Below are 25,742 nucleotides of genomic sequence, written 5' to 3'. Positions count from 1 at the left end.
CCCAGCTCGAAGGCTGGGTTTATTGTTTTAGCCTCGTTCAGCTTTTGAACCAGGGGCCGAATTTCGAGGGATCGTCGCTCAACATGCCTGCCTTGCGAAGCCGAGCAGGTAGATATTTTACGAACACGATCAATAACACAATAAAGAGTGGGAGACCGATAGCAAATAAAGCTATGTTATCGCTCAAGCCAATCAGCCTTCTGCATACGCCGACCACGATTACCGCGTAAAAGCCAGCAGCCCCGATTGATACCCCTCCTACAACTCCGGCTATTTGGCTAGCTGCGTACAGGCGTTTCCAGTTCACTTCTGGTCTCCGGCATGGCGAATGTCATTTATAACCGCAGCCCCCTTCGAGCCTACGCCGAATATCAGAATACCTTGGTTTATTCCATAAGGTGCAGCCTGCCCGGTAAATGGAATCAGCCAATTGTTGTTGATACGCGGCACTGTCACGTCAAACATTGAACCGGGACGGTTCAGTCCATCCGCAACACCCATCTTGAGTGGAACCGGTGCGTATAGAGCTCCAATTGCGGTGGCAAGGTTCAAACCATCATACACAGCGTTCCCCCAGCCATCAGGCAATGCCTGATTGAACTCGTTGCGCAACGGATTCGTACCTGGCGAGCTAATGCCGTTGTAGCGGTTGTACAGTCCGTCAGCACCTTCGACCATATCGCTTGCACCGAATGCCGCCATTGGAACACCAGCCGCGCATCCAAGCCCCGACGTACAGAGTCCCACTCCGGTTTTCGTCGTCACTCCACCAAGAACAACCTTGGCCGCATCCTTCGCTGTGCCCAGCGGATCGCTCTGTACCATGTCCGTAATCTTCTGCGTCGGCGTGTAGTTAAACAGCCCGGCTTCCTTCTGGTTGTTCACCCACTGCAATTCCGGCACAAGCTGTGAGGCTTCAAGCTGGCTCACGTAATTTGCGTTGTACTCGGCACTGCCCGGCGCATATTCCGCCCAGCACTTCACCGCATAACACGCCGCCTGTGTCAGCTTCTTCTCTTCAGCCGCGTCTCCGTTCGCCTTATCAGCGATTTTCTTCTTTTCATCCGGATGCAACTGCCTGTTGTACAGGTCAGCATTCGATGCCGTGAACCCGCCCATGCCACCACCCACTGCCGCTCCGCCCACTCCGGCCAGCACGTTCGACGCCACATTGCCCAGCGTCGTTGAACCCGTTGCACTGCCGATCTCACCGGCCAGGCCGTTCAGCTTGTCCGCGAACGCGGATGCCACACCCGCGCCCGCCGCACCCTGCAGCGCCGTCCCGATACTGCCCCCGCCAAGACCACCCAGCAGCGCTCCACCCGCAATGTGCAGTTCCGTGCGCGCCTGGCCACCCTCGGCCCACGAATTCGCCTCGGCCTGGTACTTCGCGTAGGCGTCCATGTCGCCCGCGAGCTTCGCCGCATCCGCTGCCTTCTGCGCTTCGGCCTGCTTCCCTCCTGCATAGGCCGCAATGCCCTGTGCCACCACCTGACCCGCCGCCCGCGCGGCCGCCATCGTGTCCGCCTGCTGGTTCAGGATGTTATTCACGTCCGGCGTTTTCGCGACCGTCCCGTTCGTGTCCGTCGTGTCGCGGCTGAGTGTGCCAATGTCCTGCGCCTGGCTTGCGCCGTTCGTGATGTTGATCGTACCCGCGCCAATCGCGCTGCGTGTGGTCGCACTCTGGTCGCCGCTCTCGTTCAGCGCCATCGGTATCGCTCCACCTGGCGTCGAGCCGGGGCCCACTGCCTTGCCGGTGCTGCCGACGCCTGCGCCTGCACTGATACCCGCGCTGTTGGCCGAGTAGTGCGAGTGGTTCTCCACATCGCTGAACGTAAGCGTCCCGGTCGTGAGACTGTTCTGCGAAGCGTCGGCCGCGCTGCTGATGACGCCGCCCTTGAGGTCCGTGTTCCCCTTGACGTTCACGTTAAAGCCGCCATCGCCCGCATTGATGCCGGCCTGCTCGCTCACCCCCGCATAATCGCCGTCTGCGTGGCCTCTCTGCGCGGTCACGCTCGCGCTCGCACCGCCGTACTGGCTGATCGTGAATCCGCCGCCAGTGCTGCTCTGGTGCGCGGCGCTGTTCGTCACGTCTTGCACGCTCGTGATGTTCAGGTTGCCGCCCACATCGGCCGCGATCTGCTTGCCATTCACCTGCGAACCGATGATGTTCGTGTCTCCCCCCGATATCACCGTGACGCTGTTCGCGCCGTTCACATGCGATGCGTTCTGGATCGACGCGTCGCTGTTCGCGTCGCCGTGTGCGTTCGACATCGCCGCCGACACGCCAAAGCCGCCCCCAGCCGTGTACTGCACGCCGATGCTCGCGCTGCTCGAACTGTTCGAACTACGCGTCGAGTCGGTGTCCGTCGTGTTGATGACGTTGACCTGATTCTTTGCCGCCAGAACGACATCATTGGCGCTCACGTTCGAGCCGGCGATGGTCACGTCGCCGGTGGTCGCAACGAATGCCGCCGTACCGCCCGCCTGAATGTTTGAGCCCCGCTGCGTGACCTGGTCTTCCGATGACTGGCTTTCGCTCTTGCTCGAACCGATACTGACCTTGATGCCGATGTCAGGTTTGCCACCACCAGCCGGATTCGCGACTCCCGCACCCGCGAGCGCAACATCGCCCGCAGCAGCAATGCTGTGCAGCGCAGCCGCGCGGTCATTGCCCGTGCTGGTCGAATTCTTCGCCGCCTGACTCTCCGAGTACGCGTTGTTGATTGCATCGCCCACCGAACCCGCCAGGCCAATCGTCAGGCCGCTGCTGCTCGTCTTCTGTGTCTGCGCCTGGTGCGCGGTATCGGTTGCCGCATCGATGATGACGTTCGCCGCCGTGCCCGCGAGATTCCCGCCCGCGACAAGGTCGCTGCCCGTAACATGCAGGGTGTTGCCGGCATGGATCGACAGGTCGCCGTTCAGCGAACCAACGGTGCTCGCGTTGTTCGTGACACTCGATGCTTCATCGGTCGTTGCGAGTTTGTTCGTGCCAACCGTGACGGTCAGCCCGCTCGTGCCCAAGCCCGTACGCTTTTCCTGATAGCTGCTGGACGACTGCATGGTGTCCTGCGTCGTCGTGATGTTCACGTCGTGCGCCGCATTGAGCGCGACATCGTTCGTCCCGACAATTGTGCCGCCTTTCACGTTGATGTCGTTGCCGCTGGCGATGGTCACTGCGTCTGCGGAAACCATGCTGCCCTGTGAAAGCGTAGCGGTGGTGTTGCTCGAACTCGCCACTTCCTTGCCGCTGACGACGTTGCTGTGCTTGTGTTGTTCCTGTGAATTGTCGACGTGCGTTTGCGTGGCCGCACCGATATTGACGTTGCCTGCCGCCGCGAGCGTCGCGGTGCCCTTGTCGAGACTGATCGCGCTGCCGGTGAGGCTGATATCCTTGCCCGATGCCACGGTCAGCGAGTTACCGGCGTTGAGCGTGGTTGCCGTGAGCGTGTCGTCGGACCGGTGCGATGACTCCGAGTAGCTGCCGTGGCTGTCGCTGCCCGAACTGTTGCTGTCGATGGTCGAGGTGGCCTTCGCCGCCTGCAAGGTCACGTTGCCATTCGCCGCAACAACGCCGCCACCGCCCAGGTTGATGTTCGCGCCCGTCGCGGTCAGATCGCCGCCGACGCCGATCTGCGACACGCCGCCGACGTTGACCGAACTGCCCGTTACCTGGTTGATGTCCGTATTCGACACGCCGTTCGCGCGCTCGACCACCTTGTGTTCGCCGGTCTGCACCGTGCCGATGTCGTAGTTGCCGCCCACGGCCATGCCGAGGTTGCCGCCCACGTTCAGGTTGCCTGCGTGCTGCTCGAAGTTGCCGCCCGTCACGACGACTGCATCGCCCGCCACGTTGACGCTTGCAATGGGCCCAAGCGTAGACGTGGTGCGCGTAGCGCCCGTAGCACTGACCTGGTTCACGGTCTTGACCGCGGTGTTGAGAAGAACGTCGCCGCCCGCGTTCAACGCGAGGCTGCCCGCGTTCACCTTTGCGGAGGTCAGGTCGACGTTACCCTTCGTCGTCAGCGACATCAGTCCGCCACTTTGCAGCGCGCCGAATGCGTTGTTGATCTGCTGGCCCTGGATCGACATCGTGTTGCTCGCCTGCACGGTGCCGCTGTTCGTGAAGGTCTGTGCGTTCTGGATGTCGATGTCGGTTGCCGCGATGAGCGGCCCGTTCATGTTCTGCTGGCTGGCTTTCGCGAGATAGACGACCGGCACGAGCACGGACTGCCCGTTGACGGTCTCCGTCTGCATGATGATGACGTTGCCCGTGAGCGCCGCCACCTGCTCAGGCGACAGGCTCATGCCCAGCGGCAGATCGAGCGACTTCGACAGCGACGCGCCCGCTGCAAGCAGGGATTCGTACATCCCCTGAAGGTCCGTGTAGGGCCCGAGTACCGCCTTGCCGGTGAGCGACGTAATCTGGTTACGCACGAGCTGCTGCTCGTAGAAGCCATCGCCCAGGCGCTTTTCGGTGGTCTGCGGATTCAGGCCGAGCTGTTGCAGGTAGTAGTCGCTGGAGATGAACGTCTTCTGGTTCGTGAACGCCGGATTCGTTTCGATGAGGTAGCCCGCGCCCGGCGTGGTCACCGGACGGAACAGCCCGCCCTGGGGAATCGAAAGATTTTGCAGCACGGCCTGCGCGGTTGCACTCGCGATGACCGGGCTGGTCGCGCTGCCGCCACCCGCAACGGTGGTCGTGCCGCTCGTCGTGCCGCCCGCATTGCCCGCGACTGTCGACGCGCCTCCGGCACTCGTTCCGCCTGCGTTGCCCGAGACTGTCGACGCGCCCCCGGCGTTCGTGCCGCTCGCGTTGCCGCTCAAGCCGCTGATACTCACGCCGGACATGGCCTGACCGGGCGCAAGACCGAGCGAAGGAATGCCTGCATTACCCGCCGTGTTATTGATGCTGATACCGTTGCCCGAGAGCGTGCCGCCCGCCACGAAGCTCGATTCGTAAGAGGGCAGCGCGTAGTTGCGGATATCGGCGGGTGCGGCCTGCGTGTAGCCGCCCGGATTGGAGCCGACGAACGGCGCATTGCCAAATGGCAGGGTCCAGTCCGCAATGCTGTGGTCGTAGTTCGTGTAGTGGTAGTAGCCCGAGTACGTGACCTGCACACCCGGCGCCGTCTGCCCCCGCCAGCTATTCTGGTCGAGCGTCATGGGCGCGGCGATATTGCCCACCGCCGCGACCGCGCTCCAGTCGTTCTGGAACAGGCCCACGTTCGATGTGTCCAGATTGCCGCCCGCGATAATCTGCGCCTGCGGGCTGATACCCGCGATCAGGTTCGCGACCGCCACACCGGTATAGGTCGTGTACTGCCAGCCGCTGTTCCACTGGCCACCGTGCGGAGGAACAACCGGCATCCCGCCGATGAGACTGGCATCACCCGTAGTCCAGCCGACAAAGGGGTGACTGGCGTCGCAGGCGGCCATGACCGAAGCGGTGCAGCCCGACATGCTCACGCCTAGCTGCTCCATCAGCGCCGGATCGACGGGCTGATTGAAGCCGGTCGTCGTCATCGTCGTGCGGGTGTTCGTCACCTGGCTGGCGTGAAGTTCCATATCACCCGCCGACTCGATCAGCGCCGACTGGTTGCGGATCAGGCCCGCGTTCGTGTAGCTGCCGTCCGCGTTTTTTCCGCCCGCCAGGACCACCTTGCCGAGACCGTAAATCGCCGTGGTCGCCTGGGTGTCGGTCGCTGTGGTGTCGTCGCGGTTTTCGATGTCGTTCGACAGCAGTTCGAGCGTGCCGTTGCTGTCGGTCGCGCCAATCAGTGCGGTCGGTCCAAGGTTCGAGAGGGTTTGCGTCGCGTTGAGCGAGACACTACCGCCCACGATGACGCCCGTGTTCTCCAGCGTGTTCGAGTGCGTCGCGAGCGTACCGCCCGCCATCATCGTGCCGGTGTTCTGGACATCGCCCGCATTGATCTTCAGGTTGTTTGCGGCCTCCAGCAACGCGTCGTTGGAGAATGTGCCCGGCAGGGTAAAGGCGAGGTCATGACCGGCGGCGAACTGGACTTCCGGTGTCGGGGTGAAGTCACCCTGAACGCTGATTGCAACATCATTGGCGGCGCTATAGCTGCCGCCGCCCGTGAGCGCCGCCGCCGTTACGGACAGGTCATGTGTCGCGCCGATCTGGCCGTTCGTGTTCGTGACCGTGCTGGTTGTCGTAATCGAGACATCGCCGGTCGATCCCGAACCGGACCCGGCGAAGGTGCCAATCTGGCCGCCGCTGTTGTCGACGGTGTCGCCCCGCACCGTGACGTTCGCGCCGCTTAATTGCCCGTTCTGCGTATTCAGGAGCGCCGAAGTGTTGACGGCAACATTGCCGTTACCCGTTATCACGCCGCCGCTGTTGACCGTCTGGCTGTCGCCTTGCACGGTCGCGTCGCCCGTGCCCAGGTCACTCACGAGACCGTTCGTGTTGTCGACCGCTGCGGCCTGAATCGCGAGCGTGCTTGCGTCGCCTGCCACGCCAGTGCCGGACTGGATCTGCCCGTTCGTGTTCGTCAACGTGCCGCCGCTCGTGAGCGACAGCGACGAAAGCGAGCGAACCGAGCCTTGCGTGTTGTTCAGGTCTCCCGCGATATTCGCCGCGATATTGCCTTGTGCCGCGAGCACGCCATACAGGTTGTTCAGGCTGGCCGCCTGCACGGCAATCTGGCCCGCCGCAATGATCCGGCCGCCGATGTTAGAGAAGAGGCCAGCACCATAACCGGGTGCGATGGTCAGCGTGCCCGTACCGGCACTGAGAATCGTGCCGCCGTCGTTGTCGAGCGTGCCCGATGCAAGCGTCAGGTCTGTGCTGTTGGTCTGGAGCGTGCCGCCGTTCGAATTGTCGAACAGACCGCTTACGTTGAAGCCCATCGGCGACACGCCATATTGCGTGATCGTGCCGCTGTGGTTCAGCAGGTTCGCCGCGTTCAGCGCGAGCTGGTTCGCCTCGATGTCGCCGCCCGTGTTGTCGAGCGTGCTGCTGGTCGAGACCGTGAGGTTCGGCGCAACGAAAGAGCCGCCGTTGTTCGTCAGCGACGCGCTATGGATTGATGCGTTCGAACCTGCACCGATCTGGCCGCTGTTGTTGTTCAGCGTGCCGCTCGCAAGGCTCAGACCGGTGTTCGAGAGCAGCTTGCCGTCTGTGTTGTTCAGCGCACCACCGAATGTTGCCGTCAGACCGTTCTGGCCGATGATCGAACCCGACGTGTTGTCGAGCGCATCGCCCTGAACCGAGACCTGCCCGTTGCTGACAATTGTGCCTGCGACGTTCGACAGCGCACCCGCGCCATTGCCCGCATTGATCGACAGCTTGCCGTTACCGGCGTGCGAAATCGTGCCACCGTCGTTGTCGAGCGTACCCGGTGCAAGCGCCAGGTCGGTGCTGTTGGTCTGGAGCGTGCCGCCGTTCGAGTTGTCGAACAGGCCGCTTACGTTGAAGCCCATCAGCAACGCGCCATATTGCGTAATCGCGCCACCGTGGTTCACGAGGTTCGCCGCTTTCAGGTCGAGCTGGTTCGCCTCGATGTCGCCCGCAGTGTTGTCCAGCGTGGTGTCGGTCGTGACCGTGAGGTTCGGCCCGACGATTGAACCGCCGTTGTTCGTCAGTGTTCCGCTATGGATTGATGCGTTCGAACCCGCACCGATCTGGCCGCCGTTGTTGTTCAGCGTGCCGCTCGTCACGCCCAGGTCCGTGTTCGAGAGCAGCTTGCCGTCCGTGTTGTTCAGCGCGCCGAGCGTTGCCGTCAGACCATTCTGTGCCGCGAGGGAACCGGCTGCGTTGTTGAGCGTGCTGCCCTGGAGGGCGACCTGTCCATTGCTGGTAATTGTGCCGCCGGCGTTGGACAACGTACCCACGCCATTGCCCGCAGTGATCGACAGCTTGCCGTCACCGGCGTGCGAAATCGTGCCGCCGTCGTTGTCGAGCGTGCCCGATGCAAGCGTGAGGTCTGTGCTGTTGGTCTGGAGCGTGCCGCCGTTCGAATTGTCGAATAGACCGCTTACGTTGAAGCCCATCGGCGACACGCCATATTGCGTGATCGTGCCGCTGTGGTTCAGCAGGTTCGCCGCGTTCAGCGCGAGCTGGTTCGCCTCGATGTCGCCGCCCGTGTTGTCGAGCGTGCTGCTGGTCGAGACCGTGAGGTTCGGCGCAACGAAAGAGCCGCCGTTGTTCGTCAGCGTTCCGCTCCGGATTGATGCGTTCGAACCCGCGCCGATCTGGCCGCCGTTGTTGTTCAGCGTGCCGCTCGTCAGGCCCAGGTCCGTGTTCGAGAGCAGTTTGCCGTTCGTGTTGTTCAGCGCGCCGCCGAGCGTTGCCGTCAGGCCGTTCTGTGCCGTGACCGAACCGGCTGCGTTGTTCAGCGTGCCGCCCTGGAGGGCGACCTGTCCGTTGCTGGCAATCGTGCCCCCGGCGTTGGACAGCGCACTCGCGCCATTGCCCGCATTGATCGACAGCCTGCCGTTACCGGCGTGCGTAATCGTGCCACCGTCGTTGTCGAGTGTGCCCGGTGCAAGCGTCAGGTCCGTGCTGTTGGTCTGGAGCGTACCGCCCGCCGAGTTGTCGAGCGTGCCCGAAACGTCGAGCGTTGTCGCGCCGGTTCCGGTCTGCGTAATACGGCCGGCGTGGTTCACCAGATTCGTTGCGTGCAGCGCGATCTGGCCGGCGCTCGCGGTGCCGCCGCTGTTGTCGAACGTCGCAGCGGAAAGGCCAAGTGCGCCCGCCGACGAAAGCTGGTTCGTGTTGGACAGCGTGGTTCCGGCTGCAAGCGTGAGCGCACCATTGGCCGCGAACGTGCCGCTGTTGAAAAGCGTCTGCACTGCGCGCGCAATCAGTGTCTGCACCGCCGTAATCGATCCGGCGTTGGCGATCTGACCGCCTTGCAGCGCGACGCTCCCGTTGCCGCCGATACTGCCGCCCGAGCCGTTGTTCAGCAGGCTGGCCGTCGTGAGACTCAGGCCGTCCGCGCTGAGCGAAGTCACCTGGCCCGCCGCGTTGTCGAATGCGCCCGTCGAAGCGCTGAACGCGCCCGAGGACTGCATGGTGCCGCCCTGGTTATTCGCGGTGCCCACGATGGTTTCAGACAGCGTGCCGTTCGAGACGATCTGCCCGTTGCGGTTCGAGAGTGCGCCGGCCGTGATGGTCTGCGCACCGCCCGAAGACAGCGCGCCGCTATCGTTCGTGAGCGTGCCCGCCGCGCGTGCGTCGAGCGTGCCGCCTGCCGTCGTGGTCGCGCCCGACAGGTTCAGGTCGCCGCCGTTCGCAGCAAGGACGAGCGCGCCTTTGGCGGAGTTGGTGCTGCCCGCAAGATTGAGCGCCGCACCGCTCACACTCGCATTGCCTCCTGCCACATTGCGGCCGGTCGCCGTGACGCCACCGGACGCGTTCACGTTCAGGTCGCCGGACTGCGCCAGTGAGCCGTCGCCGTTCACGCCCGCCGCAAGCGTACCGGTCGACGAGACGCTGCCCGCATTGATGCCCGTGTTCTGCTGCGCGGCAAGCGTGGCGCTGTTGGAGAACGTGCCGCCCGTACTCAGGCTCACGCTCTGCTGCGCGTAGGTGGTGCCGGTATTGTCGATCCCATCGCGCGCGTTCGCGACGATATTGCCGCTCGCGTTCGTCTGGCCCGCAAGCACGAGTTTGCCCTGTGTGGTGAGCACCAGGTCGCCCGACTGTGCCGCGGCGATGCCTTTCAGGGAGATACCAACACCAGCCTCCGTTCCGACGAGTGTGATCTTCCCGCTATACATACCGCCAAGCTGCGACACGTCGATGGAGACACCCGGAGCGGGGCCGTCGCCCGCGATGGGCGTGGCGTTGAGCGTGGTGTAGTCGACGCTGTTCGCGCCCGTCACGACGTTCAGGGTCTTCGCGTAGATCGCCGCGTTGGCTTGCACGGCGCGCGCGAGCAGGTCCACCTGATCCACGTTCGCGACATTCAGGCCCGCACCGCTGACCGTGATGTTGCCGCCCCGGACGTTGAAGCCGGACACCGAGCCGTCCGGGGCGTAGTTGGGCGTGCCGGTCGTAAGCGTAGCCCGACTCGTATTGATGAACGTTCCGCCGTTGACGGAAATCCCAGACGGATTCGCAAGAATTACATTCGCGCGTTGGCCCGCGACTTCGAGCGCACCGTTCAATTGCGATGCGCTCGCGCTGTTGATCTGGTTGACGATGACCCGTGCGGACTGACCTGCCGCGAAGTTCGGGTTGCCGTTAATCATGCCGCCCAACTGCGACTGGACCATCGTCGGCGAGTTGTTCAGGATTGCGCCGCGCTGTTGTACGTCGAACTGGTTATAGGTGTTGACCGAGACGCCGGCCCCGCTTGGCCGGTTGATGTTCACCTGATCGAGGCCGTTCTGCGTCTGGATGACATTAGGCGCGTGCGTGCCGCCGCCGACGATCTGCGCATGGGAAAGCACCGGCATCGCACCCAGCAGGGCAAGCGCGGCGAATGCAATCTGGCGTAGCGTAAACAGCGGGCGACGGACCTCGGCGTGTCCCACGCGTGCGCGCGTCTGGCCGGTTTCCTTGCCGGCAGACGTTGCGGTTTCTTCAACCGCAACGAGCATTCCCCGGGTCTTGCTGAATACGAGACGGTGCAGCTTTTTGTTCATGCTGACAGGTCGTTATGCTTATTTATTTGTAAACGACCCGTAAAATAGCGATTCTCAATTTATTTCGCGATGCGACAAGGCGTCAGAAACAACAGATTGCTGCAAATCGGACTCGTCTGATCGAAGGCGCACCTGGAATCATGTAGCCTGGATGGGCAAGAAAGAGCCCGTGCAGTGCGGATCGTCATGTTTGACTGGATTGGATGGGTGGCCGGGAACTTGTACGTTTCCAAGGCATGCTGGTTTCAAAATGGATTTCCGCGTGCAAAGGGGTTTGCAAGCGTGAAAATGGGTTTGCACTCGTGCGTAGTTGCCTGCGCTCTGGCGGCCGCACAAAGCCTCACTGCAAAGTGCAAAGACCTGTTCCATCCTGTAGCTGGAGACAAAACGGGGTGTGCAATTGCCCGTTGGTTTGTAGTGCTGTCAAAGTACCTTTCGCCCCCAGGGGGTGGGAGGCTCCCGCAAGTACGTGGCAGGGGGGCTCAGCGGCCCGCTGCGCCGATGCCAGCGTCGCATTAAGTGTCGCACGTAGCCGCACGGCAGCCCGCCAGCGACGTTGCCGCGTCTCGCGCGCGTGAGCGCCGCCGCTTCGGCTTCCGCGAGCTTGAACTTTTCCTCGCTTACCTGACGGCTAGATCAGGGTCCGACTTGCGTAGCACGTCGAAGCGTGCCTCGTTGGTCTGCTGTGCAGCACGACGGCGCTGTGCTTCGGTATAGGCCTCATCGAGACCGAGCGCACCTTCAATGACCTGAGGAACCATCTCCGGGCAGTTATCGCGTACAGCACGGGCCTGCTGCACTCTGCGCACTGACAACTGCGAAGATTCTGCGTAGTTAGTCGATGCAGTCTTGCCACGACCGCCCCTGCGCTCTTCACCAAAGCGCATCGCGATAAGCATGGCTTTTTGCCCTTTGGTCAGGTCACGGCGCTCAAGGTTGGCATCGGCAATGAAGGCATCCTGATCTTCACCGTTGAGCGTGATGGTGTGCGGCTTCACACCTGCGAGCTTGCAGGCTGCGATACGATTGCGGCCGTCCACGACACACAGGGTCGGCTCACTGCCTTCCTCACGCAACATGCCGAGCACCACTGGCATGCGCAAACCGTTGGCCTTGATGCTCTCAGCCATCGCATTGAGATCGTCATCGCCGCGCATCGGGAACATTGCCGCCCACGGGTGCACAGGCAGCGAAAACACATCGACTTCGGCGGTCGTCATGGGTTGGCCTTGTGGCGAGGTAGAGGCCAGCTCGCGGCGGGCCTTGATTACCGTGTCGCGTGACACATGCAGGCGCTTTGCGATGGAGGTTTTCGTCTCGGCGGGGTTTGCCTGCATCGCGGTGCGTATGGCCTCACGATGTGCAGCCCGGTTGATTTGACGAACACTGTGGACGTTGACGTCCCTTTATGGATGGAGGCCTGCTTCTATCATCGCCGGTGGCGTGTTGGGCGGGGAAAGCACGAACGGCGCCAGGGATATGGCGCAATCATCCGGGCTTTACCGGCTGCCCGTGCGGGGCGACTGGACTCGTGCAAATGCTGAATCCCACGACACATCCGCAGATGGCGTTTTAGACTTTGCGCGCGGTTTTTCGGCCACGCGTTCCCCACGTACCGCCGCGAACGCACGGTCCCAGTCTTTGATGATGGCCTCGGGTGATGCGATATCGACGTAGCCGCGTCCGATGACAAATGTACGCTGCTTCATGGCAATCCTCCTTCAGGGACAATCGGGCAGCGCAGCCACTAGCGCTGCATCACCTCATGCGGTGGAACCGGAGAGCCGCCGCTGAACGAAACAGCGATACCTTTCTTGCCCGTGTTCCCCAATTGCAAGGTCAGGCGTGAGTAGCGCGAGAAACTGCCCGCGAGTTTCAGCACATCGATCAAAGGTTGTAGCTGCGGGCCGAGTTCGGCGCGCGCACTTCCGAGTTGATCGTCATTGAGCTTCAGGCGGTTGGCCGCGCGATACTCGCGCGAGACTGGATCAAACTCGGTGCCCCCGTTCGCCGACGGCAGATAGGCATCGCGAAGATAGCGGGCGCTATGGCTGCCCGGATACACCGCGCGGATCACCGCGATTTTCGCAAGAAGCGGACGCAATGCACCGGCCAGGCATTCGACTTCCGGCTCCATGGCCAGCATCATCGATTCGAGCAGGCTGTCGGCGTCCGAGCGGACGATGCCGATTTCAGTGATGATTTCGTCGTCAAGCTCCCCGATAGCCGGTTCCATCGCGATCTGGCGCTCACGCAGACGGCGTTCGGTCGCCTCCGCGCGCAGTACCGCGTCCATGAGCGCATCGGTCTTCGCCTTGTGCGCACTCGCGTTGTCTGCCAGTGCCGCGTCCGACGAAGCCTCGAAGGCGATATCGGCCTGCGTCAACTGCTCGCGCAGCGCCAGCGCATCCGTGCGTGCCTGTTCGATCTGCGCCGGCAGTGCACGGATGGAGTCGATCATGCGCTCCCTGCGCGCCATCAGATCGCGCAACCGGTCGAAGGATTCGATTTTTGCCACACCGGAATAACCGCTTCCCTGGTCTTCCATCTCACACTCCTTTCGTCATTGCGAGGACGTTCGTCGTACGGACCGGTTGCGAATAATAAGTACAACTCTATGTCATGACGCATGCTGTGGTCTACCTGCTTCTGTAGGGCGCACCGGAAGCTAGAACTCGTGGGAATCCACAGGCGCTACCGGGTGTGCGCTGATGCGCCATAATGCCGGTTAGCTTTCCCACCGGAGCGCACGAAATGGACGATCACGATGACGGGATGGACGAGTACGAAGCCCCGATTACCCTGAAAGCGGCCATTGAAGAAAACCAGCTGGAACGGGCTTCAATCGCAGCAGAGCTCGATGAGGCGCTGGGCGAGATCGAACGGTCTGATGCCTGGCTTGCGGTGGCATGTGATCCCGATCGCTATCCTGAGGCGTTTCGACTTGCTGTTGAACTTTTCATGGCGTCGAACCCGATGAGTTTCGACGGCGCAGGCGGTTGGACCGTCCCGATACTGGCAGGCGAGTCAGCAGCAAGCGCTATTGTGGCCGCCCACCTTCAACTGGGCAATAAGAACAATGATGGATCGGTGCCGGTTCCGTTCGCGAGCACGACACGCGCGGAAGATGAGCGGTTCAAGCGGGAGGAGCGCGACTCGCTGATAGCCGCGCGCGTCGATGAACGCATCGCTCTAGGCGAGACACGCGAAGCGGCAATATGGAGCGTGGCCGAATCAGGTGAGTTCAATTCTGAGGGACTCCGCAATCGCCAAGGCGTACGACCAGTTTAAGGATGAGGCTCGGGAAGAAAGGACGGCGCGGGAGGAAAAGGAGAGAATGGCCCGGATGAGCAGGAAGGAACGGATCAAATATCTCCTGTCAAAGGAGCCTCCAAAATCTTGAACCTGTCAAGGTAATTCCGGCGCCTCTCCAGCTACGTTAACACCCGGCTCCTTTCGGCATAGATTCCCGGGAAGCCCCGCAGTCCTGTGTGGGGAACCCGGAGAATCCTATGGAACGCCTTCTATCCCTCGCACAGGTCCGTCCGTACGTGGGCGACCTGGGCCAGAGCACGCTCTATCGCCTGATTCAACTCGGCCAGTTCCCCAAGCCCGTGCCGCTTGGCGTGGGCGCGCGCGTCGCGTGGCGCGAGTCCGAAATCGAACGCTGGATCAATGAACGCATCGCCAGCGCGCTGGCAGCGGACGAAACGAAGACGCCGCGCGCCTCACAGCGCGGCCGCACGGAGGCGGGTACGTCCGCAGCCTGAAGGGGCCGTCATGTCCGCCGATGTGCTGCTCGACAAGCTCGAAGGCGCACGCGTGTGCGGTCCGGGCCGTTGGCGTGCGCGTTGTCCCGTCTGCGACTCGCGCCGCGACGTGCTGGCCGTGGCCGAAACAGCAGACGGCGTCGTACTGCTCCATTGCTTTCATAGCGGTTGCGGCGCCGGCGACATCGCCGCCGCGCTCGGGCTTGACCTGGCCGACCTTTTCCCGCCGCGCGTTGAAGGCGTTCACATCGCGTGCCCCGTGAAGAAAGGGCGCCGCTTCCATCCGGCGCAGGCGCTGGCCGCCGTCAATCTCGAACTGCTCGAAGTGCTGATCGTGCTGGGCGCCGTAGTGCGTCGCGGCTCGATCACGCCGACCGAGTTTGAGCGCGTGCGCCTCGCAGTGTCGCGCGTGAGCGTGGCAGAGGGCGCGACCCATGACTAGCGCCTCATATCTCGACAAACCGCCCGCCGAACCGGCGCCGAAGAAAATGGCCACGGTGAAGGCGAACGGGCACGACAGCAAACCCACGCCAGCGCCACTGCGCGTTCTGTTCGCCGACGATATCGACGCCGACATGAAAGGCCCGCCGCAGGTAGTCGAAGACCTGATCTGCAGGTGCGATGTGATTGATTTTCACGGGCCGAGCCATTCCGGCAAAACGACTTTCGCCGTTCATCTTTCGCTGTGCGTGGCACGCGGCGGGGTGTTTCTGGGCAAGCGCACGCGGCGCGGCGCCGTGGTCTATATCGCGTCCGAATCGTGGGCGAATGTCGCCATGCGCGTGCAGGGCGCAAAAAACCTGCTCGCCAACCCTGAGCGCCTGCCGCTCGCCATCGTGCGCGAACCCATCGACCTGTACGGCGGCGAAACCGGCGACATGCTCAAAGACGCCGCGCGCGTGGTGGCGTGCGCGAAGGAATTCGCGGCGCGCTGTGGCCTGCCCGTGGCGCTGATCGTGGTAGATACGCTCGCGCGCTCGTGCGGCGACGCTGACGAGAATTCGACTCGCGACATGGGGATTGTCTCGCGCAACCTCACGAACATCGCAGAATCAACCGATGCCGCCGTGTTTGTGGTTCATCACACGGGCCGCAGCGAATCAAAACACGGGCGCGGATCAAGCGTCATTTACTCAAACGCCGAAGCCGAAATTTCGTGCGAACACGACGAAGGAAGTGACGTTTACCGCGTCCGCGTGAACAAGCAACGAAGCCTCGGCACGAAAGGCATCACGCTGGCCGCCCGCTTCGATTCTGTGGAGCTGGGTACCGACGAATGGGGCAAGCCCCGCACGGTGCCCGTGGTCGGCGTGCTGGAAAGCAGCTATTCACGCGCGGCCTGATTGTCGACATGGGAAAGAACGAAGCCGGCAAGGTTTCACGCCTGCTCGCTCGCGCACGTGAAAGCGGCGTGATTCCGTGGCACTGGATCGTGGACGAAACCCGCGAGATCGAGCAGGCCGCCCAATGGAGCGACGGCGAGGTATTCATCGAACAGGTCGTGCGCCAGTACCGCCGCAATTGCTGGCTCGATCAACCCTGCCGCGTCGAAGTTATCAGCGAAAAAGGCACCGTTCGGGGCGTGCTTGCGCCCGTGCTCGATCACTTTGGCGCGGCGTTCCGGGTTATGCACGGCTTCGGATCGGCGACGGCGTTAAACGATATGGCCCGCGCGATCAACGAAAGCGCCGTGCCGTCGATCCTGTTCTATGTGGGCGATTACGACCCGTCCGGGCTCTACATGAGCGAAGCCGATCTGCCCGAACGGCTCGCCCGCTATGGCGCTGACCCGGACGCTTACGATCTGCGCCGCGTGGCGCTGATCCGCGAGGATGTTGGCGGCCTGCCGTATTTCCCGGCTGACACGAAGCGCGGCGACGCGCGGCACGAGTGGTTTGTGCGCCGCTACGGCTCGCGTTGCTGGGAACTCGACGCCATGAACCCGAACGATCTGCGCGAGCGCGTGCGGGCTTGCATCACCGATTGCCTCGACCTTGGCGCGTGGAAACACGCGCTGAACATTCAGGCCGCCGAACGCGAATCAAAGGATTCGTTCATGGCCGACTGGCAGCGCATGTTGCGAGGGGGCAGGGCATGAATTCCCATTTTGCGACCTGTCCACAAATAGACCGGAGCCCGGCGATGCCGCGCGTGCAGATATGCGCAAGGTAGTGCGCCGGGCGTGCTCACTGCCGCCTGTGTCGTGCGCGATGGTCGGATTCTTGCCGGGTGGACAGAACGTCAGGCGCGAGCTTGCAGAAAAGCCGATGCAGATTTTCAGAGGAGGTTCATCATGGCCGATACCTCGGATACCCAAGCGATTGACGGCGCCAGGCTGCATCATGCGGTCATCAGCGCGAGCGGGTGGGAAGGGCTTGCCGTAACGACGGTGGATGGACGGACCGCGACTCTTGCTGTGGTCGACGAGACGGGCCGGGTGATCGAGAGCGGACCGGAGCTTGTGTCTGAAATCTGGACGGTGGCAGTTATGGCCTATCGCAGCCTGCTGGCTGACGAGCATACCCTGACGGTGTGGTCCTCACCGTCAGGGCTGTTCCAAGGGAAGGACAGGGTGTAGTCCTCAGGCGGCGCGCTTGAGACGGTTCAGCGTCTTTTTTGCCTCGTGGGGTGTCGTATCTTCCACCGTGACCTGATCCATCAGTTCGCCGGTCTTGCGGTTGATCCAGAGAATGCGCGTGACATCCCGTTTCGAAACGAGCTTCATGCCCACCCAGGCCGGGTCGAGCAGACTGACTTCGATGCGCTTGAATGTATTCGCGACAAGCTGTCGAGCCTTGGTCCGCGCTTCGATATCGAGACTGTCGACGCCTTCACGCAATTCCGCCCATGCCTGCGCCGCCGCCGGTTGAGACTGGTGGCTCAGCGCTTCGATTTCGTGCTCGTACCCAGTTACCTTGAGCTTTTCGGCGCGCAGGCGACTGTCGAGCTTGCGGATGAACTGCATCATCGATTCAGGTGTTTCGTCATCGTCCGACGCGGCAGCGGCCATGAACTTGTCGATCTGCGTCTGGGTATCGATAACGGCCTGATGGGCGAAAGCGAGTGACTCGCGCAAGTGCAGGCACTTCTCGTTACTGTCGGCGAACAGGGCGGCGAGATTCATCTGATCGGCGCAATAGTTCATCAGCCCGCGTTCGATCATCGCAATTGAACACGTTTTGACCTGGCAGCGCGATTGCATTTTCAGAAGCCCACTGCACAATATCCGACGGCTCCCGTCGCTTACCTGTCCGACGCGTCCAGGTTCCTTCCGCGCGCGCGACAGCGTATTCTGGCCGGCCATTGCAAAGCCGCAATGCGCGCAGAAGGTAATCCCCAGGCCGGTCATGATGCCGACGATGTCCGACTTTCCCGCGCGGCGTCCGCGCTGGCTCATGACGTACTGGAGCGAGGCAAACTCCGCTTCACTCATGAGCGGCGGATAGTAGCCGCGCAGCACAAAGGTCTGCGTATCGATTCCGGCCTCCTCGTTGCCTTCGACGGTTACGACCTTTTCGCCGACCAGTGCGCGGTTTTTCATCACGACATGCAGGCGGTAAGCGTCAGAGATGCCTGCCGGAATCGGTACGCCGCGTTCGTGCATGAGGGCAATCGCCCGCAGGGGGCCATACCCTTCGCGATACAGGTCGATGAGTGTCCGCAGGCTTTCGGCCTGCTGTGGGTCGAACTCAAAGACGCGGCGTTCGGCGTTGTAGCGCAGCCAGGTGGGATCGGTGTTGATATTGAGCTTGCCGCGCCACGTACCGCCAACCCATCCTTCACACTGGCGCCGGAGCGCATCGCGAATGCGTCGACCCTTTGATGCGCTTTCTTCGTGCGCACGGATCATGATCGCCAACGCGACGAACAGCGGGGAGGAATCGTGCTTGAGGCGTTCACGGCTGTAGATCTGCCCGGTATCAGCGGTAACGATGGCGACGCCCGAGTCGATGATTTCGGCGAACTGGCGCTGCGCGTCGATAGGCTCGGCGCGGCTCAGTCGGTCGAGTGATTCGACCAGCAGCACGTCTCCTGGGCGAACGAGCTTCTTCTCGCGAATGGCGACGAGAAACGCACCCAGCGCGCCTTTCTTGACGTGGTCGCCCTTGTAGGCGCTCAGGCCGTGGTCAAACATGGTCAGTGACTCGTCAATCACATGGTCGTGTTCAACAGCCCAGCGACGCGCGTAGTCCATCTGGCGCGCGAAGCTGTCGCCCCTGGCCTGCTTGGCGCTGGAAAAGCGGCCGTAGATGAACAGGCGCGATGGCGCGCTGGATGAATTGGAGGCTGTTTTAAGGGGTTTTTTCACGAATCCAGACCTCGATGAAAGGTGAGAATTCAGTATATATTCAGTTTCATTGGCTACACTCGCTGCTGAATTGGCTAAGGCGAGGGTGCAGCGCGAACTCGAAGATAAATACAACCCTGTACCGCACACAAAAGCCGACACTGACCGGATGATGCGCGACCCCGGGTTCAAGGCTGCGTACGAGGCATTGGCAAAAGAATTCACGGCGCTTGACGCGCTGCTCACGGCCCGCAAGGAGGCGGGTCTTATGCAGGCGCAGGTTGCCGAGCGCATGGGTACGACGACATCGGCGGTATCCCGTCTCGAGTCGTCCCTCGCGAGCGAAAAGCATTCGCCGTCGCTGGCGACGCTGCGCAAGTACGCAGCGGCATGCGGAAAGATCCTGCGGATCTCACTCGTATAAAGCAAGCGGGCCAGAATCTCCGCGCTTCGCGCTTCGATTCCGGCCCGCAACGCATACCCGGTTATTCAGGTATCCGATGGACTGAACAACTTACGATACCGCGTGCGTCTTCCGCTTGTTCCCGCCCGGCGCCGTTTTCATTCCCGTTCCGCTCGCCGGACGCAGCGGCAAATCCCCGCCGCGTGCCGGCGCGCCATTGGCCACGTAATACGGTGCCGTTGACCGCGCCAGCGGATTACGACCGCGAATCTGATCAGCAATCTTTTCGGCAAGCATGATCGTCGGAGCGTTCAAATTGCCGGTGGTAATGCGCGGCATGATTGACGCATCCACCACGCGAAGCCCATCGATGCCGTGCACGCGGCCTTCCGCATCGACCACCGCCATATCGTCATAGCCCATGGCGCACGAGCACGACGGGTGAAACGCCGTCTCGGCGCGGTTGCGCACGAAGGCGTCGATCTGCGCGTCGGTCTTGAGCTCCGCGCCGGGGTTCAACTCGCGGCCACGGTAGCGATCGAGCGCGGGCTGCGCGATGATCTCGCGCGTGATGCGAATCGCGTCGCGGAACTCGCGCCAGTCGAGCGCTTCGGACATGTAGTTAAAGAGAATCGACGGATGCTCGTTCGGGTCGCGCGAGCGCAGTTTCACGCGGCCACGGCTCGGCGAGCGCATTGAGCCGACGTGCGCCTGAAAGCCGTGCATCTTGATCGCATTGCTGCCGTTGTAATTGATCGCAACGGGCAGGAAGTGATACTGGATGTTGGGCCACGGGTCGTCGTCGCGCGTGCGGATGAAGCCGCCCGCCTCGAAATGGTTGCTCGCGCCCATGCCGGTGCCGCGCAGCAGCCATTCGAGCCCGATGGCGGGCTGATTGCGCTTGAGCAGTGCGGGGTAGAGAGAGACGGGCTCCTTGCACTCGTACTGCATGTACATTTCCAGGTGATCCTGAAGATTCTGTCCCACGCCGGGCAGATCGAGCACGATGGGAATGCCGAGTTCGCGCAGCCATGCGCCGGGGCCCACGCCCGAGCGCTGCAAGAGTTGCGGCGAGCCGATCGCGCCCGAGCACACCAGCACCTCGCGGCGCGCGTAGCGCGTCACTTGTGCGCCGCCGTCGAGAAACACCACACCGTTCGCGCGCTTGCCGCTGAACAGGATCCGGTCGGTGATCGCGTGCGTGACAATGTCGATGTTGGGCCGCTGCTTGGCCTGGTCCAGGTAGCCGCGCGCGGTGCTCGCGCGCCGGCCCTTGGCGGTCACGGTGCGGTCCATCGGCCCGAAACCTTCCTGGCGGTAGCCGTTGAGGTCGTCGGTGCGCGGGTAGCCGGCCTGCACGCCGGCTTCCACCATCGCCTCGAACAGCGGGTTCACGCCGGGCTTGCTGGTCGTCACATGCACGGGGCCTTCACCGCCGTGGTAGTCGTTCGCGCCCACGTCGCGCGTTTCCGCCTTGCGGAAGTAGGGCAGGCAATCCAGATAGCTCCAGTTTTCCAGCCCTTTGCGCTCGGCCCAGCCGTCGTAATCGAGCGCGTTGCCGCGGATGTAGCACATGCCGTTGATGAGCGACGATCCACCGAGCCCCTTGCCGCGCCCGCATTCCATGCGCCGGTTATCCATGAACGGCTCCGGGTCGGTCTCGTAGGCCCAGTTGTAGCGGCGGCCCTGCAACGGATACGCGAGCGCGGCCGGCATCTGCGTGCGGAAGTCGAAGCGGTAGTCCGGCCCGCCCGCCTCCAGCAGCAGGACCGTGACGTCGCGGTCCTCGGTAAGGCGGGTGGCGAGTACGTTGCCCGCCGATCCCGCGCCGATGATGATGTAGTCGTACTCTTGCGCTGCCATGCCGTGCCTCCTCCAATTCCCTCGAATTCGCTCAGAAAGCGGGACGATACGGTCCCAGCTCGACTTGAACGGATTTGATGCGCGTGTAGTGTTCGAGCGTCGTGATGCCGTTCTCGCGTCCCACGCCCGATTGCTTGTAGCCGCCCACCGGCATTTCGGCGGGCGATTCGCCCCAGGTGTTGATCCAGCAGATGCCCGCTTCGAGGCGGTGAATCACGCGATGCGCGCGCGACAGATTTTCGGTGACCACACCGGCGGCGAGACCGTAAATCGTGTCGTTCGCGCGTGCGATGACTTCGGATTCCTCAGTGAACGAGAGAATGCTCATGACCGGGCCGAAGATTTCCTCGCGCACGATCTTCATGTCGTCGCGGCAGGCGGAGAACACGGTCGGCTGCACATACTGGCCGCGTGCGAATTCGCCTTCCACGAGGCGCGCGCCGCCTGCGAGCAGCCGTGCGCCTTCGCGCTTGCCGCTTTCGATAAAGCCGAGCACCTTGTCGAGCTGCCCGGCGCTCGCGAGCGGGCCGAAGTTGGTGGCGGGGTCGCCGGGGTGGCCCACGCGAATGCGCGCCACGCGCTCGAGCACGCGCTTTTCGAATTCGGGCAGCACGGACGCATGCACGAACACGCGCGTGCCATTGGTGCAGACCTGGCCTGAGCTGAAGAAGTTGGCGGTGACCGCGATATCGGCGGCGCGATCGAGATCGGCGTCTTCGAACACGATCAACGGCGACTTGCCGCCGAGCTCCATCGTCACTTCCTTGAGTGACGATCCGCCCGCCGCTGCCATGACTTTCTTGCCCGTTTCCACGCCACCCGTGAACGAGATTTTCTCGATGTCGGGATGCGTGCTGAGCATCGCGCCCACGCGCGAGTCGCCTTGCACGACGTTGAATACGCCCGGCGGCACGCCCGCTTCGAGATAGATTTCGGCGAGCTTCGAGGCAGACAGCGGCGTGACTTCGCTCGGCTTGAAGATCATCGCATTGCCGGCGGCCAGCGCGGGGGCCGACTTCCAGCACGCGATCTGAATCGGGTAATTCCATGCGCCAATGCCGGCTGTGACGCCCAGCGGCTCGCGGCGCGTGTAGACGAAGGAATCGGTGCGCAGCGGAATCTGCTGGCCTTCGATGGCGGTGGCAAGCCCGGCGTAATACTCGATCACATCGGCGCCCGTGACGATGTCCACGGCGCTCGTTTCGGCGATGGGCTTGCCCGTGTCGCGCGTTTCCAGCGCGGCTAGCTCGTCGTTGCGCGACCGCAGTAGCTCGACCGCGCGGCGCAGGATGCGCGAGCGCTCCATGGCCGTCATGGCGGCCCAAACGCGCTGACCGGCGCGCGCCGATTGGACGGCGCGGTCGATATCGGCGGCGCTGGCTTGCTGCACCGTCGCGAGCGTTTCGCCGGTGGCGGGGTCGCGCGTTTCGAAGGTCTCGCCACTGGTGGCGTCGGTGAATGCGCCGTCGATGAAGAGGCGTTCGAGCGGATAAACAGACATGATGGATTACTCCGTGACTTCCAGTGCTTGCGCGATCAGGCGGACTTGCCCGAGCGCGCCTTGGCGCGCTTTTCGAGCATCAAATCGATGTATTCGTTGGCGACCCGCAGGGCGGCCCTGGTATCGAACGGCTCGCCGGTGAGGGTGCCGCGCAGCCACAGGCCGTCGATCATGGCGGCCAGACCGGTGGCCGCGCGCCGCGACGCCGCGCGTGGCAGAACCCTCTCGAACTCTGCACACAGGTTCGAATAGAGCCGCCGCGTGTTCACGCGCTGCAGGCGGCGCAGCGCGGGCTGGTGCATGCTCTCGGCCCAGAATGCGAGCCAGGTCTTCATGACCGGTGTGTTCACCTGCGAGACGTCGAAATTGGCCGCGACGATGGCGCGCAAACGCGCGCGCGGCTCGTCTTTCGCCGCCGTGCGGCGCCGCATGGTGGCTTCCCAGAGATCGCGCAGGATATGGCGCATGGTGGCCTCGAGCAGGCCGTCCTTGCCGCCGAAATAGTGACTGACGATCCCGGTGGAAATATTCGCGTGCTGCGCGACCGTGGCAAGCGTCGTGCCCGACAGTCCGGACTGGTCGATCGATTGCAGGGTCGCATCAATGAGTTGCGCGCGACGCACGTCGCGCATTCCGATCTTGGGCATGGCGATTCTTCAGGGCGGGTCCCGGGGAGGATTCTCACTCTAGTCGTTTTTTATTGAACGAGCAATCAATAAAAACGGCGTCATAGCGGGGCGACGCATTTCCCCAAGTACGCGTCGTGTCTACGAAAGTCGCGCGAGATTTGGATTTGTACGTTCTCTCAATCCGCATAAGGCGTGCCATTGGACACGTTTCTTTGTGCGGCCTTTCAACCGTATCGCAAGGCAAGAGAGACCTACACCATGAAGAAAGTAAAAGCGGCGGCATTGACTGGCATCGCACTCGCGGTGGCCTCGCTCTCCACCGAGAGCAATGCGCAGAGCAGCGTGACGATGTACGGGATCATCGATGCTGGCGTGACTTATGTGAGCAACGCGGGCGGCTCGCACCAGGTGAAGTTCGACGACGGCATTTCGTATGCGAATCGCTGGGGCATCAAGGGTACCGAAGACCTGGGTGGCGGCCTCAAGGCCATCTTCACGCTGGAAAGTGCCTTTCACGTGGGCAATGGCCAACTCACCAACGGCGGCTCGCTGTTCGGGCGCCAGGCCTACGTAGGTCTGCAAAGCGATTGGGGCACGCTCACGTTCGGCAATCAGTCCGACCTGACGCAGGACATGGTGTACACGTACAACATTTCCGCATGGGCGAGCGGCTACGCCATCAACCAGGGCGACTTCGACCGCATGAACGGCGACCACCTGCCCAACGCCGTGAAGTTCACGTCGAATACCTACGGCGGCTTCCAGTTCGGCGGCATGTATTCGTTCAGCAATACGCCGGGAGAATTCCACACAGGCAGTGCATGGAGCGTGGGTGCGCAATACCAGAACGGCAATTTCTCCATGGGTACGGCTTACACCCAGTTGAACAACCCGTCCGGTATTTACGCATTCGACCCGTACGCGATGATCGGCACGCACACGTTCTTTGGCCGGCCTACCGTGAGCGTGGACCCGGCCACGGGCGCCGTCACCGATCTCTATGCGAGCTCGCCGTTCCCGGTGGACAAGCAGGGCGCGTTCGGCGTGGGCGCGAGCTATGTTGTGGGTCCGGTCACGCTATCCGGCGACTTCACTTACACGCAGATCAAGGCGTTCGGGCAGAGCGAGCACATGCAGGTGGCCGAAGGCGGCGCGAACTGGCAAGTCACGCCTGCCATGAACCTGATCGGCGGCTACCAGTACACGCATTTCGACGGCAATCACTGGAACATGATTTCGGCGGGCTTGCATTACTTGCTGTCGAAGCGCACCGACGTCTATATCTCGGGTGACTGGCTCAAGGCTTCGCAGGGCGTGGATGCCGTGATCGGCTACAGCTTCACGCCGTCGTCGAGCACGAACCAGGCAGATGTGCGCATCGGCATGCGGCATTCGTTCTAAGCGCGTCGTCGAAGGTGCGCTCCACGAACCAGCGACGGGGCAAGGTGGCAAAGCCCGGTTGCTGTTCGTGGCAGCGCACCCGGCCTGGCGACATACTCAAGCGTTGTCGCGTTGTTGATCAACGCCGTGCGGGCGCGTGCATCGTTGGCGAACAGATGCTTCATTCTTGAATGGGTACCCGAGCATGAAACGCAGACGCGTGAAGAATGAGTGCTGCGTTGATGCTCGACCATACGTTCGATTCACAGTGTCATCGGGCGTCCGCGCCCTTTGGAAATGCATCCCACCGCCAGATCTTTACTGGGCCTGCGTCATGAACCTTGACGCCGTCGCTCTTTCGCATGGTGCGCTCCGGAAACTTCTCGTTCTTGCGTAGAAGTTGCGGGTAATCGTCCCGCGCTGCGTCGTTACCATAGTCGGCATACGCCCGGTAGTAGGCCGCCTCACTCACAGTGGCGCCTGGTGGGTGCACGGAGTCCCACAGCAGCTTGCGGCGGTAGGTTTCCAGTTGCTCAAGTTCCTGCCGGGTGGAGGGATACGCTTCCGTGACATTCGATATGGAATTGGGTATGCGAAATTCCACAGCGCCCTCCAGCAGCTTTGGTGCGAGTATTTCCTTGATCGTTATCGTGCCACCGATCTCTATTTGCCCCTTCGGAATCCTGTTGTCTGGCTGAGCCGAGAATTTCAGAATACGCGTTTCTCCCGGTGGAATTTCTACGATGCCATCTGGGAAGTCAGCGGCATTAAGAAACTCTTTCGCTCCGAGCGTCACAGAGAACTCTTCAGCACTTCCATCTACGGGTGCACCTCCAGTCGATATATTCGAGGATTTCGACATGGGATTGAACTCACCCTCCCAGGTCGACGGGCTCTTGAAGGCGACCTTCTCGAAGAGGCCGCTGTTCTTGAACGCGAAGATGAATAGTGGTTTCCCGTTCTCGATTGAAAACTTCGCAGCGGCGTCGAGTCTTGCGAGAGGCGTACCTGTTTTGTAGAGCTTCTCGATCAGGTCACCCGTTGGACCGAGTACGGCGCGGTTAACGTCTCGCGGCAGGGTGGTTATATCCAGTACGTTAGGTATGTGCCGACCATCCGGGCAAGTCACGCTCGCCAAAAGTAGTCCGGGGTTGCCAGGGCGCATGGCCGGTATGTTCTTCATCGCGCATATTGCGTCTCGCATGCTGAACATAGTCCTGCGGTCAGCGTCCGAAATTTTCTCCTCGAACACGCCGATACCTGGCACACTGGGTCCGTAGCTCATGGTATC

The 25,742-nt window shown here is 62.3% G+C and carries 18 protein-coding genes; 8 read left to right on the top strand and 10 right to left on the bottom strand.

The features are described 5' to 3' along the window. Positions 1-37: 37 nt before the first annotated feature. The 5 genes from PWP93_RS27025 to PWP93_RS27005 form a co-directional block, all read right to left on the bottom strand. Positions 38-307: a hypothetical protein gene (locus PWP93_RS27025; protein ID WP_421046752.1), complete on the bottom strand. Its 270-nt coding sequence runs from the start codon at positions 305-307 to the stop codon at positions 38-40. Beyond that, positions 304-10,617 carry a hemagglutinin repeat-containing protein gene (locus tag PWP93_RS27020; protein WP_421046751.1) on the bottom strand — a complete coding sequence of 3,438 codons (10,314 nt, stop codon included), beginning with the start codon at positions 10,615-10,617 and terminating at the stop codon, positions 304-306. Before PWP93_RS27020 ends, PWP93_RS27025 begins: the two co-directional genes overlap by 4 nt. 620 nt (positions 10,618-11,237) lie before the next feature. Then, on the bottom strand, positions 11,238-11,837 hold the full coding sequence (locus PWP93_RS27015; RefSeq protein WP_421046750.1) for a ParB N-terminal domain-containing protein: 600 nt from the start codon (positions 11,835-11,837) through the stop codon (positions 11,238-11,240). A 279-nt stretch (positions 11,838-12,116) separates the two neighbouring features. Then, positions 12,117-12,326 (bottom strand): hypothetical protein, encoded by a 210-nt coding sequence (locus PWP93_RS27010; protein ID WP_421046749.1) that lies wholly within the window; start codon positions 12,324-12,326, stop codon positions 12,117-12,119. A gap of 38 nt (positions 12,327-12,364) precedes the next feature. Continuing rightward, entirely contained in the window at positions 12,365-13,165 is an 801-nt protein-coding gene (locus PWP93_RS27005; protein ID WP_421046748.1) for a hypothetical protein, read from the bottom strand. A 206-nt stretch (positions 13,166-13,371) separates the two neighbouring features. Between PWP93_RS27005 and PWP93_RS27000 the strand changes: the two genes are divergently transcribed. From PWP93_RS27000 to PWP93_RS26975, 6 genes are all read left to right on the top strand, one after another. Then, on the top strand, positions 13,372-13,908 hold the full coding sequence (locus PWP93_RS27000) for a hypothetical protein (RefSeq protein WP_421046747.1): 537 nt from the start codon (positions 13,372-13,374) through the stop codon (positions 13,906-13,908). Between the two features lie 221 nt (positions 13,909-14,129). Then, positions 14,130-14,387, top strand: a complete 258-nt coding sequence (locus tag PWP93_RS26995) for a helix-turn-helix transcriptional regulator (RefSeq protein WP_421046746.1) — start codon at positions 14,130-14,132, stop codon at positions 14,385-14,387. A 10-nt stretch (positions 14,388-14,397) separates the two neighbouring features. Continuing rightward, a complete protein-coding gene (locus tag PWP93_RS26990; RefSeq protein WP_421046745.1) occupies positions 14,398-14,829 on the top strand; it encodes a hypothetical protein in 432 nt (143 codons plus the stop codon). After that, a complete protein-coding gene (locus PWP93_RS26985) occupies positions 14,822-15,730 on the top strand; it encodes an AAA family ATPase (RefSeq protein ID WP_421046744.1) in 909 nt (302 codons plus the stop codon). Before PWP93_RS26990 ends, PWP93_RS26985 begins: the two co-directional genes overlap by 8 nt. A gap of 8 nt (positions 15,731-15,738) precedes the next feature. Further along, on the top strand, positions 15,739-16,485 hold the full coding sequence (locus PWP93_RS26980) for a hypothetical protein (RefSeq protein WP_421046743.1): 747 nt from the start codon (positions 15,739-15,741) through the stop codon (positions 16,483-16,485). Between the two features lie 195 nt (positions 16,486-16,680). Further along, on the top strand, positions 16,681-16,965 hold the full coding sequence (locus PWP93_RS26975; RefSeq protein ID WP_421046742.1) for a hypothetical protein: 285 nt from the start codon (positions 16,681-16,683) through the stop codon (positions 16,963-16,965). 3 nt (positions 16,966-16,968) lie between these two features. Here PWP93_RS26975 and PWP93_RS26970 read toward each other — a convergent pair whose 3' ends face one another. Further along, entirely contained in the window at positions 16,969-18,696 is a 1,728-nt protein-coding gene (locus tag PWP93_RS26970) for a recombinase family protein (RefSeq protein ID WP_421046741.1), read from the bottom strand. Positions 18,697-18,781: 85 nt separating this feature from the next. Here PWP93_RS26970 and PWP93_RS26965 point away from each other — a divergent pair, with 85 nt between their 5' ends. Then, positions 18,782-19,099 carry a helix-turn-helix domain-containing protein gene (locus PWP93_RS26965; protein WP_421046740.1) on the top strand — a complete coding sequence of 106 codons (318 nt, stop codon included), beginning with the start codon at positions 18,782-18,784 and terminating at the stop codon, positions 19,097-19,099. 90 nt (positions 19,100-19,189) lie between these two features. On the opposite strand, the gene betA is transcribed toward PWP93_RS26965, so the two are convergent. Genes betA through betI form a run of 3 tightly spaced genes read right to left on the bottom strand, consistent with a single transcriptional unit; the run spans position 19,190 to position 23,089 of the window. Next, positions 19,190-20,941 (bottom strand): choline dehydrogenase, encoded by a 1,752-nt coding sequence (gene betA / locus PWP93_RS26960; RefSeq protein WP_421046739.1) that lies wholly within the window; start codon positions 20,939-20,941, stop codon positions 19,190-19,192. Positions 20,942-20,972: 31 nt separating this feature from the next. Then, positions 20,973-22,442, bottom strand: coding sequence for a betaine-aldehyde dehydrogenase (betB, locus tag PWP93_RS26955; RefSeq protein ID WP_421046738.1), 1,470 nt, complete (start codon positions 22,440-22,442; stop codon positions 20,973-20,975). A gap of 35 nt (positions 22,443-22,477) precedes the next feature. Beyond that, positions 22,478-23,089, bottom strand: coding sequence for a transcriptional regulator BetI (betI, locus tag PWP93_RS26950; RefSeq protein ID WP_421027184.1), 612 nt, complete (start codon positions 23,087-23,089; stop codon positions 22,478-22,480). A gap of 240 nt (positions 23,090-23,329) precedes the next feature. Between betI and PWP93_RS26945 the strand changes: the two genes are divergently transcribed. Then, positions 23,330-24,472 (top strand): porin, encoded by a 1,143-nt coding sequence (locus PWP93_RS26945; protein ID WP_421027183.1) that lies wholly within the window; start codon positions 23,330-23,332, stop codon positions 24,470-24,472. Between the two features lie 250 nt (positions 24,473-24,722). Here the strand turns inward: PWP93_RS26945 and PWP93_RS26940 are convergent, their stop codons facing one another. Beyond that, the gene (locus tag PWP93_RS26940; RefSeq protein WP_421046737.1) at positions 24,723-25,736 is read right to left on the bottom strand and encodes a hypothetical protein; all 1,014 of its coding nucleotides are present in this window, start codon (positions 25,734-25,736) and stop codon (positions 24,723-24,725) included. Between the last annotated feature and the right edge of the window lie 6 nt (positions 25,737-25,742).

It is taken from the genome of Paraburkholderia sp. A1RI-2L (assembly GCF_048957375.1).
GTDB lineage: Bacteria > Pseudomonadota > Gammaproteobacteria > Burkholderiales > Burkholderiaceae > Paraburkholderia.
This window is presented reverse-complemented; position numbering and strand designations above follow the sequence as displayed.